At 60.4% G+C, this 12,991-nt stretch carries 11 protein-coding genes; 5 read left to right on the forward strand and 6 right to left on the reverse strand.

Translation table 11 applies throughout. From position 1 onward, the window contains the following. The first annotated feature begins 110 nt into the window (after window positions 1-110). On the forward strand, window positions 111-983 hold the full coding sequence (gene pdxY / locus C4Q27_RS12010) for a pyridoxal kinase PdxY (protein WP_003253261.1): 873 nt from the start codon (window positions 111-113) through the stop codon (window positions 981-983). Here the strand turns inward: pdxY and C4Q27_RS12015 are convergent. After that, entirely contained in the window at window positions 980-1,465 is a 486-nt protein-coding gene (locus C4Q27_RS12015) for an acyl-CoA thioesterase (protein WP_003253263.1), read from the reverse strand. The genes pdxY and C4Q27_RS12015 overlap by 4 nt on opposite strands. Before the next feature lie 339 nt (window positions 1,466-1,804). Between C4Q27_RS12015 and C4Q27_RS12020 the strand changes: the two genes are divergently transcribed. Continuing rightward, window positions 1,805-3,565 carry a cation:proton antiporter gene (locus C4Q27_RS12020; RefSeq protein WP_104886891.1) on the forward strand — a complete coding sequence of 587 codons (1,761 nt, stop codon included), beginning with the start codon at window positions 1,805-1,807 and terminating at the stop codon, window positions 3,563-3,565. A 154-nt stretch (window positions 3,566-3,719) separates the two neighbouring features. Here the strand turns inward: C4Q27_RS12020 and C4Q27_RS12025 are convergent, their stop codons facing one another. The 4 genes from C4Q27_RS12025 to zwf form a co-directional block, all read right to left on the reverse strand. Then, window positions 3,720-4,127, reverse strand: coding sequence for an SMI1/KNR4 family protein (locus C4Q27_RS12025; RefSeq protein ID WP_010955839.1), 408 nt, complete (start codon window positions 4,125-4,127; stop codon window positions 3,720-3,722). A 113-nt stretch (window positions 4,128-4,240) separates the two neighbouring features. Next, window positions 4,241-5,095, reverse strand: coding sequence for a Tim44 domain-containing protein (locus C4Q27_RS12030; RefSeq protein WP_104886892.1), 855 nt, complete (start codon window positions 5,093-5,095; stop codon window positions 4,241-4,243). A 132-nt stretch (window positions 5,096-5,227) separates the two neighbouring features. After that, complete coding sequence (uvrD, locus tag C4Q27_RS12035; RefSeq protein ID WP_010955837.1) at window positions 5,228-7,414, reverse strand: DNA helicase II; 2,187 nt, start codon at window positions 7,412-7,414, stop codon at window positions 5,228-5,230. Window positions 7,415-7,627: 213 nt separating this feature from the next. Beyond that, window positions 7,628-9,070 (reverse strand): glucose-6-phosphate dehydrogenase, encoded by a 1,443-nt coding sequence (gene zwf, locus C4Q27_RS12040; protein ID WP_003253271.1) that lies wholly within the window; start codon window positions 9,068-9,070, stop codon window positions 7,628-7,630. A gap of 103 nt (window positions 9,071-9,173) precedes the next feature. Between zwf and hexR the strand changes: the two genes are divergently transcribed. Together hexR and C4Q27_RS12050 are read left to right on the forward strand one after the other, a co-directional pair. After that, window positions 9,174-10,040 (forward strand): transcriptional regulator HexR, encoded by an 867-nt coding sequence (gene hexR, locus C4Q27_RS12045; RefSeq protein ID WP_003253273.1) that lies wholly within the window; start codon window positions 9,174-9,176, stop codon window positions 10,038-10,040. Window positions 10,041-10,252: 212 nt separating this feature from the next. Then, window positions 10,253-10,471 (forward strand): PA3496 family putative envelope integrity protein, encoded by a 219-nt coding sequence (locus tag C4Q27_RS12050; protein ID WP_061405728.1) that lies wholly within the window; start codon window positions 10,253-10,255, stop codon window positions 10,469-10,471. On the opposite strand, the gene C4Q27_RS12055 is transcribed toward C4Q27_RS12050, so the two are convergent. Then, complete coding sequence (locus C4Q27_RS12055; protein WP_104886893.1) at window positions 10,413-11,375, reverse strand: LysR family transcriptional regulator; 963 nt, start codon at window positions 11,373-11,375, stop codon at window positions 10,413-10,415. The two genes, C4Q27_RS12050 and C4Q27_RS12055, sit on opposite strands and share 59 nt — an antisense overlap. A 189-nt stretch (window positions 11,376-11,564) precedes the next feature. Between C4Q27_RS12055 and C4Q27_RS12060 the strand changes: the two genes are divergently transcribed. Continuing rightward, window positions 11,565-12,980, forward strand: coding sequence for an acetyl-CoA carboxylase biotin carboxylase subunit (locus C4Q27_RS12060; RefSeq protein ID WP_003253279.1), 1,416 nt, complete (start codon window positions 11,565-11,567; stop codon window positions 12,978-12,980). The last annotated feature ends 11 nt before the right edge of the window (window positions 12,981-12,991 follow it).

Raw genomic sequence — 12,991 nt, forward strand, 5'->3', positions numbered from 1 at the left:
TCCAAACAGGTAGATCCAGCTTAACTGCGTTCCTGGCCTGTCGTACAGGTGGCAATCGAGTTCATACTGCGCTGCGCACAATCCTTGAAACAGCTTTGGAAACCTCCCGCATGAAACGTACCCCGCACCTGCTCGCCATTCAGTCCCACGTGGTGTTCGGCCACGCCGGCAACAGCGCCGCGGTATTCCCCATGCAGCGTATCGGGGTCAATGCCTGGCCGCTCAATACCGTGCAGTTCTCCAATCACACACAGTATGGCCAGTGGGCGGGTGAAGTGCTTGCTCCAGCGCAAATTCCTGCGTTGGTGGAAGGCATTTCCAACATCGGCGAGCTGGGCCATTGCGATGCGGTGCTTTCCGGCTACCTGGGCAGTGCCGAACAAGGGCGAGCGATCCTGGCCGGTGTCGAGCGGATCAAGGCGGTAAACCCAAAAGCGTTATACCTGTGCGACCCGGTCATGGGGCACCCGGAAAAGGGCTGCATCGTGCCGCCCGAAGTCAGTGAGTTTCTGCTTGACGAGGCTGCAGCCACAGCGGACATCCTGTGCCCCAACCAGTTGGAGCTGGACAGTTTCTGTGGGCGCCGCGCCCAGTCGCTGGAGGATTGCGTGAACATGGCGCGCAGCCTGCTGCAGCGTGGGCCGCAGGTTGTACTGGTCAAGCACCTGGCGTACCCCGGGCGGGCCGAAGAACAGTTCGAAATGTTGCTGGTGACCGCCGAGCACAGCTGGCACTTGCGCCGCCCACTGCTGGCGTTTCCGCGTCAGCCGGTGGGGGTGGGTGACCTGACCTCAGGCTTGTTCCTGGCGCGTGTACTGCTCGGCGACAGCTGGGTGCAGGCATTCGAATTCACGGCTGCGGCAGTGCATGAAGTGCTGCTGGAAACCCAGGCCTGCGCCAGCTACGAATTGCAGTTGGTACGGGCCCAGGACCGCATTGCGCACCCACGGGTGCGCTTCGAAGCGCAGTTACTGGCGCTTTAAATGGCGTCGGTTTTCAAGTCCTGATAGCGCTTTTCCAGTTCCTGGCGGATCTGCCGGCGCTGCTGGCCTTGCAGGAAGCGGCGCTTTTCTTCGCTGCTGTGCGGCTGGCGTGGTGGCACCGGCACCGGGCGGCGGTTGTCGTCGACCGCGACCATGGTGAAGAAGCAGCTGTTGGAATGGCGCACCGAGCGCTCGCGAATGTTCTCGGTCACCACTTTGATGCCAACTTCCATCGAAGTGTTGCCGGTGTAGTTGACCGACGCCAGGAAGGTCACCAGTTCACCCACGTGCACGGGTTCACGGAAGATCACCTGGTCGACCGACAGGGTCACCACATAACTGCCGGCATAACGGCTGGCGCATGCATAAGCCACTTCGTCGAGGTACTTGAGCAGGGTGCCGCCATGTACGTTGCCAGAAAAGTTGGCCATGTCCGGGGTCATCAGGACGGTCATGCTCAGCTGGGCGTTTCCAGGTTCCATAGTGTGCTCACGGTGAGGTTGCGCTGAATCGGGCGAATGGAGGGCGTTATCTGCTGACACTGCTGTTCCCCTCTTTTGAATGTGCCTTGCTGATACGGGACGTTGGCTGGCGCATCATCGTCACGCTGATCATGCCATCAGCGGCGCTTTTCCAGCCGATCTGTTTCTGCATATTGCACTGGCTTTTTGCGGCGGAGTGCGATGTTAACCTGAGTACGCCCATGCAACATGGGTGTTCCCGGATTCAATACAGTATGTACTTGCTGCTCGCTCAGGTTTGCCTCGGCAGAGGAGCGGTCTGCCCAGGCATTCACAAGACGAGAAAAGGAGTATCACGCCATGCATGCCATCAGCTTCATCCAGGACCTGGCAGTCATCATGCTGGTCGCTGGCGTGGTCACCATTCTTTTTCACCGTTTCAAGCAGCCGGTGGTGCTGGGCTACATTGTCGCCGGCTTCATCATTGGCCCGCACACTCCGCCGTTCGGCCTGATTCATGACGAAGACACCATCAAGACCCTCGCCGAACTGGGGGTGATCTTCCTGATGTTCTGCCTGGGGCTCGAGTTCAGCTTGCGCAAGCTGTTCAAGGTCGGTGCCACGGCGTTCATCGCAGCGTTCCTGGAAATCGTCCTGATGATCTGGATCGGTTTCGAGATTGGCCGCTGGTTTGGCTGGAGCACCATGGATTCACTGTTCCTGGGCGCCATTCTGGCCATTTCCTCCACCACCATCATCGTCAAGGCGCTCAACGACTTGAAGATGAAGAACGAGCGCTTTGCCCAGCTGATCTTCGGCGTGCTGATCGTCGAGGACATTCTGGGTATCGGTATCATTGCCCTGCTGTCGGGCATCGCGGTCAGCGGCACGGTCAGCTCGGGCGAAGTGTTCTCCACTGTCGGCAAGCTGTCGCTGTTCATGATCGTCGCCTTGGTCATCGGTATTTTGCTGGTGCCGCGGTTACTGGCCTATGTCGCCAAGTTCGAAAGCAACGAAATGTTGCTGATCACTGTTCTGGGCCTGTGTTTCGGCTTCTGCCTGCTGGTTGTGAAGCTGGAGTACAGCATGGTGCTAGGCGCTTTCCTGATTGGCGCAATCATGGCCGAATCACGCCAGTTGCTGAAGATCGAACGCCTGATCGAGCCTGTACGCGACCTGTTCAGTGCCATCTTCTTCGTCGCCATCGGCCTGATGATCGACCCTCAGGTACTGATCGACTATGCCTGGCCTATCGTTGTCATCACCCTGGCGGTGGTGCTGGGCAAAATGCTGTCTTGCGGCATGGGGGCGTTCATTGCCGGCAATGACGGGCGTACGTCTTTGCGTGTGGGCATGGGGCTTTCGCAGATTGGCGAGTTCTCCTTCATCATTGCCGCGCTGGGCATGACCCTGCAGGTGACCAGCGACTTCCTTTACCCGGTGGCGGTGGCGGTATCGGCAATCACCACGTTGCTGACACCCTATCTGATCCGCGCGGCTGACCCGTTGTCGCAGAAACTGGGCAATGTGGTGCCCGCCCGCCTCGCACGCGTGTTGTCGTTGTATGGCGAGTGGTTACGCAACATCCAGCCGCAGGGCGAGAGTGCCATGCTGGCGGCGATGATCCGGCGTATCCTGTTGCAGGTCGGGGTGAACCTGGCGCTGGTGATCGCCATCTTCTTCAGTGGCGGCTACTTTGCAGGGCGTATCGGCAATTGGCTCAGTGAGTGGGTCAGCGATGTCAGCCAGCAGAAGGCCGTCATATGGGGGGCTGCTTTGTTGCTGTCACTGCCATTCCTGATCGCTGCGTACCGCAAGCTAAAGGCACTCTCGATGCTGCTGGCAGAGATGGGCGTGAAGCCGGAAATGGCCGGGCGACATACCCAGCGCGTGCGCCGTGTGATCGCCGAAGTGATCCCGCTGTTGTCGCTGTTGGTGATTTTCCTGCTGCTGTCGGCATTGTCCGCCAGCATTCTGCCCACCAGCGAATTGCTGCTGGTGATTGCCGTGGTAGCTGCGGTGGTGGTGGCGTTGTTGTGGCGCTGGCTCATCCGCGTGCACACGCGCATGCAGATCGCGTTGCTGGAGACGCTGGAGAACAGTCGCGAGAACTCGCACTGAGGGGGGCTGCCCCGGGCAAAGTATCTCACCCGCCCGAGGAGATGGGGCTATAGCGATGTCGCCAGGCGCAAAAAGCCTGGCGATTTTAACGACCTTGAGTCGCTAAGACGTCATTTTCCTGCCTCAAATCGCGCATCTATAAGGGCGTTAGCGATCAGCTCTCCAGCCAAACATCTCGCGCCCAGTGCCACACCGATTCCCAACTGTCTTCGCCGACACCTTCCTCTTCGGCATCCCACAGCACCACGGTGCCATCTTCTTCCACGCAATAGTAATTGTCGCCGTCCTGGCACAGCGGAATCAGGTCACGCGGTACGCCGGCATCCCAAGCGTTGGAGGCCACATCTGGCAGGTAGGTGTGCGAGTGCGGATCAGTGACGGTAACTGGCTCAAGGGAGCCGTAAACCACATCACTTACGGTCAGCAGAAACTCTTTGAACACGAATGGAATATTGATGAACAGCTGCTCTTCGATTTCTACCAGCTGGTCTTCGTCGGGAAGCTCCAGGGGCACCGGTACCGGCTCATTCGCTTCACGGAGTTGTTCGATCACTTCTTCCACGGTTCACTTCCTCTGACCTAGATGACAACGCTGCGCCTTATACCCTAGTAGCCCACTTTGGCAAAAGCAAAAACCCCGGGCAAGCCCGGGGTTCTGTGTTTAGCACGCAGCGATTAGCTGTTTTGACGGATACCGGCTACCAGCCAAGGCTGGTTCTCGCCTTGGGCGCGAACCATGTGCCAGCTTTCGCTGAACACTTCGCCCTGGTCGAAGCGCGAATTCTTCGACACGCCACGGAAGGTCAGGGTAGCGTCGGTGCGGTCGGCGCGGTCATCGACACCGTCCAGTTGCACTTCCAGGTTATCGATGTAGGTAGACTGGAAGCCATCACCCAGCTCAGCACGCTCACGCTTGAGGAACTCAAGCATTTGCGGGGTAACGAACTCGCTGATCTTGTCCATTTCATTGGCATCCCAGTGCTGCTGCAGCGACTGGAAGTGGTTACGGGCTGCCGCCAGGAAGCTCTGCTCGTTGAACCAGGCCGGCGCGTTGATCACCGGTGCGGCTGCGGCAGCAGGTGCCGCCGAACCACCGAAAATCGACGGCTGCGCAGGCTGCGCGTGAGCCTCACGCTGCATCGGCGCATGGCCTGGCATGGCCATTTGTGGCTGCTGCTGGCGACGGCGCGCGGCGATGAAGCGGAACACGAGGAAGGCGATGAGCGCCACGATCAGGAAGTCCATGATCTGGAAGCCTTCGAAACCGTCGCCCATGAACATGGAAGCCAGCAGGCCACCGGCGGCGAGGCCGGCCAGTGGGCCCAACCAGCGCGAAGCACCGCTGGCGGCAGCCGGTGCACGGCCAGGTGCGGTCGGCGCGGCAGCAGGCGTGGTTGGCGTAGCCTGGCGGGTCTGGTGGATAGGCGCGGAGCCCGAGCTCTTGCCGCCGCCGAAACGCTTGGCGCTGGCGTCCAGGCTCAGCGTCAGGCCGACGCAGAGCGCCAGTGCGATGCTAAGAAAACGTTGCATAAGTGGGATATCCCCTGTTGTGGATTGCACGCGCGTCATGGTGCACAGGTTCCCGGGCACATGACCAGCGACATAGTGTTTCGAGCTTTTGCTTGAATGTTACAAAGTTGGCAGGCCCGACCCTTGCGGGCTTTAGACAGCCTCGAGCTTGGCATACCCCAGCATCAGCCATTTGCTACCTTCGGCAAAATTCACCTGCACCCGCGCCTGAGCGCCAGAACCCTCGAAGTTGAGGATCACACCTTCGCCGAATACCGCATGCTGCACACGCTGGCCAAGGTTGAACGCGGTCTGCGGAATGCTGGCATTGGCGAACAGGTTGCTGTTGGTGGCCGTCTTGGCCCCGCCGAACGGGCGGCTGACGCTGTTGGACAGGCGTACTTCCTGAACCAGGCCTGCCGGAATTTCACGTACGAAACGCGACACCTTGTTGTAAGTCTCGCTGCCATAAAGGCGGCGTGTTTCGGCATAGGTCATGACTAGCTGGCGCATGGCGCGGGTGATGCCTACATAGGCCAGGCGTCGTTCCTCCTCCAGGCGGCCGGGTTCTTCCAGGCTCATCTTGTGCGGGAACAAGCCTTCTTCCATGCCCACCAGGAACACATATGGGAACTCAAGGCCTTTGGCGCTGTGCAGGGTCATCAGCTGGATGCTGTCTTCATGCTCGTCAGCCTGAGTATCGCCAGCTTCGAGTGAGGCGTGGCCAAGGAAGGCCGAGAGCGGGGAAAGGTCTGCGTCTTCGTCGGTGGACTCGAAGTTGCGCGCCGCACTGACCAGTTCCTCAAGGTTTTCTACCCGTGCCTGGCCCTTTTCACCCTTTTCTTCCTGGTGATAGGTGATCAGGCCGGACTGTTCGATGGTGGTCTGGGTCATGGTATGCAGCGGCATGTCCACAACCTTGGCAGCCAGCCCCTCGATCAGCTCGATAAAGGCCCCCAGGGCACTGGCGGCGCGGCCTTTCAGGGCCTTGGCAGCGATCAGCTGGCACATGGCCTCCCACATGGACAGCTGGCTGTGGCGGGCGTGCTCGCGGATGGCTTCGACGGTTTTTTCGCCAATACCGCGCGGCGGCACGTTGATCACCCGCTCCAGAGCGGCATCGTTGCCACGCCCTTCGATCAGGCGCAGGTAAGCCATGGCATTCTTGATTTCGGCGCGCTCGAAGAAGCGCTGGCCGCCATAGATGCGGTAGGGGATGCGCTCGCGCAGCAGGGCCTCTTCCAGCACGCGCGACTGGGCGTTGGAACGGTACAGGATGGCGATCTCGTTGCGCGCATTGCCCTGCTTGACCAGGCTCTCGATGGTTTCCACGACATAGCGCGCTTCGTCGTGCTCGTTGTAGGCCGCGTACAGGGTCAGTGGTTCGCCTTCGCCCATGTCGGTCCACAGTTCCTTGCCCAGACGCCCGCTGTTGTTGGCGATCAGCGCGTTGGCCGCCTTGAGGATGCCGCCGGTGGAGCGGTAGTTCTGCTCCAGGCGGATCATTTCGGCGTCGGGGAAGTCGGCGGTGTACTGGTGAATGTTTTCGATCTTGGCGCCGCGCCAGCCGTAGATCGACTGGTCGTCATCGCCTACCGCCATCAGGCTGTCGCCACCGCGTGCCAGCAGGCGCAACCAGGCGTACTGCACGGCGTTGGTATCCTGGAACTCGTCCACCAGCACGTGGCGGAAGCGTCGCTGATAGTGCTCCAGCAGGCCCGGGTGGTCACGCCACAGGTCCAGGGCGCGAAGCAGCAGCTCGGAGAAATCGATGACACCGGCGCGCTCGCACGCCTGCTCGTAGGCCGTATAGACCTCGCGCATGGTCGCCAGGAACAGGTCGCCCCCCGCCTGGATATGCTGCGGGCGCAGGCCTTCGTCTTTCTGCCCGTTGATGAACCATTGGGCCTGGCGTGCCGGCCACTTCTGCTCGTCCAGGCCCAACTCGCGCATGACCCGCTTGATCAGGCGCTGCTGGTCGTCGCTGTCGAGGATCTGGAAGTTCTGCACCAGCCGCGCTTCCTGCCAGTGGGCCCGCAACAGGCGATGGGCCAGGCCGTGGAAGGTGCCTACCCACATGCCTGCCGGGTTGATGCCCAGCAGTTGCTCGATCCGCTGGCGCATTTCTGCTGCGGCCTTGTTGGTGAACGTCACCGACAGGATCGAGTGCGGCGACGCCTGCTCGACCTGGATCAGCCAGGCGATGCGGTGTACCAGCACGCGGGTTTTACCGGAACCGGCGCCGGCAAGCACCAGTTGACGCCCGAGCGTGGCCGCTACGGCCTGGCGTTGGGCATCGTTGAGGGAATTCAGCAGGAGAGAGAGGTCGTCTGTGCGCATCGGGCCATTCTAGGGCGATGCCGGGTGAGGGGCAAATATCTACTGTATGAATATTCACCTGGCGGCATCCCGCTCATCGGTCCGGGGCCAGGTCACGGCCTGCGCGAGCTGGCTGAGGCATGGTCAGGCGCTGGCCTTCAAGTGACGGATTTCGCACCTTCGACTTTTTCTGCTCCTGTTTCGAATTAAAGATCGCGCCATCGCGCAGGTCATTCAGCCATGCCAATGCCTGCCATGCCTGGCGAGCAGGCTGTTGGCTTGCTCGGGCCCGAAACTGCCAGCCGGGTAGGGGCGGGGCGCCTGGAAGTGCTCTTCACAGCCCTTGATGATTGGATCTACCCAGGCCCAGGCTGCTTCCACTTCATCGCGGCGCATGAACAGTGTCGAATCACCTTCGAGCACATCCAGCAGCAGACGCTCGTAGGCTTCCCAGCGGCGAGTCTGGCTGAACACCTGGGCCAGATTAAGGTCCAGGTCCACGGGTTCCAGGCGCATGCCCTTGCCTGGGCTCTTGGTCATCATGCGCAGGCTGATGCGTTCGTCCGGTTGCAGCTGTATCAGCAACTGGTTGACCTGGCCGCCGCTGAACAGTTCGTGAGGCACTGGCTTGAACTGGATGACGATCTGCGAAGCGCGCCGCGCCATGCGTTTGCCGGTGCGCAGATAGAAAGGCACGCCCGCCCAGCGCCAGTTGTCGATGTGCGCCTCGATGGCCACGAAAGTTTCGGTATCGCTGTCGTTGTCGACGTCCTTTTCAAAGTAGTAGGCCGGCACTTCCTGGCCGCCGATACGCCCGGCACCATACTGGCCGCGTACCGTCTTGTCCTGCACATCCTGGCCGGTGATCGGCTTGAGGGCGCGCAGGATTTTCACCTTTTCGTCGCGTACCGCTTCGGCCTCGAACTGCGCGGGTGGCTCCATGGCCACCAGGCAAAGCAGTTGCAGCAGGTGGTTCTGCAGCATGTCGCGAATAGCCCCGGCGCGATCGTAGTAGGCACCGCGGTTTTCTACGCCCAGTGTCTCGCAAACGCTGATCTGGACATGGTCGACCTGGTTGTTGCGCCACACCGGCTCCAGCAGGGCATTGGCAAAACGCAGGGCCATCAGGTTCTGCACGGTTTCCTTGCCCAGGTAGTGGTCGATGCGAAACACCTGTCTTTCTTCGAACACCGTGCCAATCGCTTCATTGATGGCAGTGGCCGATTCCAGCGAATGGCCGATCGGTTTTTCCAGCACGATGCGCGCTTCGGTGTCGGCCAGTCCGGCAATGCGCAGGTGGTTGGCAATCGGCACGAACAGGTTGGGAGCGGTGGCCAGGTAGAAGATGCGCGTCAGCCCACCGGGTTCGCCCAGGTAGCGTGCCAGGCGGCCGAAGTCGGCGCTCTGTGAGGCATCCATCGGGAAGTAGTCGACCCGTGCGGAAAACCGCTGCCACACCTCTTCGTCGAAGTCGCTGCGGGCAATCTGTGCCCGACAATGGCGTTCGGCGAGCTTCAGATAGTCGATGCGTGGCAGATTGCGCCTGGCCAGTGCGATGACCCGCACGGCAGGGTTCAGACGGGCCTCGCGAAACAGGTGGTAGAGCGCCGGAAGCAATTTGTGCAGGGCCAGATCACCGGTGCCGCCGAAGACCAGAATGTCGCAAGGAATAGTCAAACCACCACTCTCCACGTTCGTTTAACTGGGCGGGTTGGCGTCCATGTAGTATAACTACAAGAAAGCTACAACCCGGCAAGCCGATCATAACCGAGTCCCGCCTGTGAATCTGTTGCAACATATCGCCCAATCGCGCCACTTGCTGCGCAAATCGGAACTGAAAGTGGCCGACCACGTGCTGCTCGACCCGGCTGCCGTCATGCACAGCTCCATGGCCGATTTGGCGCACAGCGTGGGTATCAGTGAGCCGACCATCGTGCGTTTCTGCCGGGCCATTGGCTGCTCGGGCTTTCAGGACCTGAAGCTGAAGCTGGCGCAAAGCCTGGCTGCCGGGGCCAGCTTCGGTCAGTTCGCCATCCACGAAGACGACTCGGTCGCCGACTACAGCCTGAAGATTTTCGACACCACCCTGCACACCCTGATGGAAGTGCGCGAGCACCTTGATCCGCAGGCGCTGCAACAAGCCGTGAGCGCCATGGCCCAGGCGCAGCGGGTAGAGTTCTATGGCTTTGGCGCGTCCGGTGCGGTTGCGGCCGATGCCCAGCACAAGTTCTTCCGCCTGCTGCTCAGCGCGGCAGCGTATTCCGACCCGCACATGCAAGCGATGTCGGCCGTTACCCTGAAACCGGGCGATGTGGCGGTGTGTATTTCCCAGTCGGGCCGTTCCAAGGACCTGCTGATCACTGCCAACCTGGTGCGTGAGAGCGGCGCCAACCTGATTACCCTGTGCCCCAGCCAGACGCCGCTGGCCGAGCTATCGACGGTCAACCTGGCGATCGACGTGCATGAAGACACCGAGATCTACACCCCACTGACCTCGCGTATTGCCCACCTGGTGGTGATCGACGTGCTGGCGATGGGCGTTGCCATGGCGCGCGGGCCTAGCCTGGTCAACCACCTGAAGAGCGTGAAACGCAGCTTGCGCAGCTTGCGTCTGTCGCCCAAGTCGATCAAGGCTACCGACGACTGAATTCAACCTGTACTGGCGTCTTCGCGGGCTTGCCCGCTCCCACAGGTACTGTGCACCTCTATAAATCGGTGCAATTCCCGTGTGAGCGGGGCAAGCCCGCGAAGAGGCCGGTACAGGCAGTGAAAATTCACGATTCTGTCACCATTACACCGCCAAACGGTAAACCATCAAGGCCAGTCTGAAACTCCCGCATACTATCTGGGAGACAGGCAATGGCTCGTGACTTCGACGGTACGTACCAACCCAACGCCAAGGCTCGCAAGCAGCAGGAAAAGGATCAGCGCCGTATGGAATACCGCCGCGCGATCGAGAGCTATTGCGACCAACGTCAATTGCTCCGCGACCTGGCGGACTACCCCGAGCTGCAAGCACTCACTGTATGGCAGTCGTCGGCGGCAACTTCCCCGAAAAACGTTCAACAAGCGCGCTGATAAGAGCACGTTCGCCGCGTATGAATGCAAGAAACGCCAAGGCCACCGGCGACTGCCGCTTGGCCTTGGCCTGCACCACGCACCAGCTACGGTACAGCGGTAGCTCCTCGACCGGTAATTCCTTCAGCATCCCGGTAGCCAATTCCAGGTTGACTGCGTGACGGGTCAACAGGGCGATCCCCAGCCCGGCGATCACGCATTCGCGCTGGGCATCGGCCGAGGCTACTTCAAGCGTCTGGGCGAAATGCACGCGCTTGTCCTTGAAGTACTCTTCGCACGCCTTGCGTGTTCCCGAACCTTGCTCGCGGACCAGCAGGGTATGTGGCTCCAGGTCCTGCATGCGCAACTGCTCCAGCTTGCACAGCGGGTGCTGTGGCGGCGCAACCGCAACGATCGGGTTGTTGAGGAACGGCAGAAACTCCAGGCCCATGTCTTGCGGCACCATCGACATGATGATCAGGTCGTCGCGGTTATCCGAAAGGCGGCGGATGGCTTGGGCACGGTTGACTACCGTCAGGGTCAGGTTGACTTCCGGGTGACGCTGCTTGAAGGCGGCGAACAAGTGTGGCACGAAGTACTTGGCACTGGACTCGATCGCCAGTTTCAACTGACCTTGCAGTGAGCCCTGCATGTCCGACAGCTGCATGTCCAGGCTCTCCAGGCGCCCGAAGATATCGTGGCTGGCGCGCTGCAGGGCCTCGGCCGCCTCGGTCAGGTAGAGCTTCTTGCCCACGTACTCGAACAATGGCTGGCCGATCAGCTCTTCAAGCTGGCGGATCTGTAGACTAACGGCGGGTTGCGTCAGCGCCATCTCCTCCGCAGCACGGCTGTACGACCGCAAATCGCACACCTCATTGAAGATCTGGAGTTGACGCAATGTCATACGCATCAAGGACTTACGCATTTTAATCAGCTCTTCGGCAACACCTTGTTACCCAACTATAAGCTTTTGCTAATACAGCCTCTAACAAATATTGATTTTTGTTTATCGACCTACAGCGCTAGGGTGAATACGCGACTGGCCAGCAACGTCTGGTCACGCGCCGACCGGTAGAACCGGCTCGACTGTTCCTACGGCTTTGGGAAGACTCCAGTGATAAAAAAAATCCTGATCGCCAACCGAGGTGAAATCGCAGTTCGGATCGTGCGTGCTTGCGCCGAGATGGGCATTCGCTCGGTAGCGATCTTTTCCGACGCCGACCGGCATGCCTTGCACGTCAAGCGCGCTGACGAAGCACACAGCATCGGTGCCGAGCCGCTGGCCGGTTACCTCAACCCGCGCAAGCTGGTGAACCTGGCTGTGGAAACCGGCTGTGATGCCCTGCACCCAGGCTATGGTTTCCTTTCGGAAAACGCTGAACTGGCAGAAATTTGCGCCGAGCGCGGGATCAAGTTCATCGGCCCGGCCGCCGACGTGATTCGCCGTATGGGCGACAAGACCGAAGCGCGCCGCACCATGATCGCCGCCGGTGTGCCGGTAACCCCGGGCACCGAAGGCAACGTTGCCGATATTCATGAAGCCCTGAGCGAAGGTGATCGCATCGGTTATCCGGTGATGCTCAAGGCCACCTCCGGTGGTGGCGGCCGTGGTATTCGCCGTTGCAATAGCCGCGAAGAACTGGAACAGAACTTCCCACGGGTCATTTCCGAGGCGACCAAGGCATTCGGTTCGGCCGAAGTGTTCCTGGAGAAATGCATCGTCAACCCTAAGCACATCGAGGCGCAAATTCTCGGTGACAGCTTCGGTAACGTAGTGCACCTGTTCGAGCGCGACTGCTCTATCCAGCGCCGTAACCAGAAGCTCATCGAAATTGCCCCCAGCCCACAGCTCACTCCTGAGCAGCGCGCCTACATCGGCGACCTGGCGGTGCGTGCGGCCAAAGCGGTGAATTACGAGAACGCCGGTACCGTGGAGTTCCTGCTCGCCGATGGCGAAGTGTACTTCATGGAAATGAACACCCGGGTGCAGGTGGAACACACCATTACCGAGGAAATCACCGGTATCGACATCGTTCGTGAGCAGATCCGCATCGCCTCGGGGCTGCCACTGTCGGTCAAGCAGGAAGACATTCAGCACCGCGGCTACGCCCTGCAGTTCCGTATCAATGCTGAAGACCCGAAAAACAACTTCCTGCCCAGCTTCGGCAAGATCACCCGTTACTACGCCCCCGGCGGCCCGGGCGTGCGCACCGACACGGCGATCTACACCGGCTATACCATTCCACCGTTCTACGACTCCATGTGCCTGAAACTGGTGGTGTGGGCGTTGACCTGGGAAGAAGCCATGGACCGCGGCCTGCGGGCCCTGGACGACATGCGCGTGCAAGGGGTGAAGACCACCGCCGCGTACTACCAGGAAATCCTGCGCAATCCGGAATTCCGTAGCGGCCAGTTCAATACCAGCTTTGTCGAAAGCCACCCTGAATTGACCAACTACTCGATCAAGCGCAAACCCGAAGAGCTGGCCCTGGCCATCGCCGCCGCCATCGCCGCCCACGCAGGCCTGTGAGGAACCCTATA

Origin of the sequence: Pseudomonas sp. SWI36, assembly GCF_002948105.1 — a bacterium.
In the GTDB taxonomy this organism is placed as follows: domain Bacteria; phylum Pseudomonadota; class Gammaproteobacteria; order Pseudomonadales; family Pseudomonadaceae; genus Aquipseudomonas; species Aquipseudomonas alloputida.

Coding starts and splice junctions, on each gene's coding strand:
- C4Q27_RS12030 (WP_104886892.1), bottom strand. CDS start 5,095: ATGCAACGTTTTCTTAGCATCGCACTGGCGCTCTGCGTCGGCCTGACG.
- pdxY (WP_003253261.1), top strand. CDS start 111: ATGAAACGTACCCCGCACCTGCTCGCCATTCAGTCCCACGTGGTGTTC.
- uvrD (WP_010955837.1), bottom strand. CDS start 7,414: ATGCGCACAGACGACCTCTCTCTCCTGCTGAATTCCCTCAACGATGCC.
- C4Q27_RS12020 (WP_104886891.1), top strand. CDS start 1,805: ATGCATGCCATCAGCTTCATCCAGGACCTGGCAGTCATCATGCTGGTC.
- C4Q27_RS12050 (WP_061405728.1), top strand. CDS start 10,253: ATGGCTCGTGACTTCGACGGTACGTACCAACCCAACGCCAAGGCTCGC.
- C4Q27_RS12055 (WP_104886893.1), bottom strand. CDS start 11,375: ATGCGTAAGTCCTTGATGCGTATGACATTGCGTCAACTCCAGATCTTC.
- C4Q27_RS12015 (WP_003253263.1), bottom strand. CDS start 1,465: ATGGAACCTGGAAACGCCCAGCTGAGCATGACCGTCCTGATGACCCCG.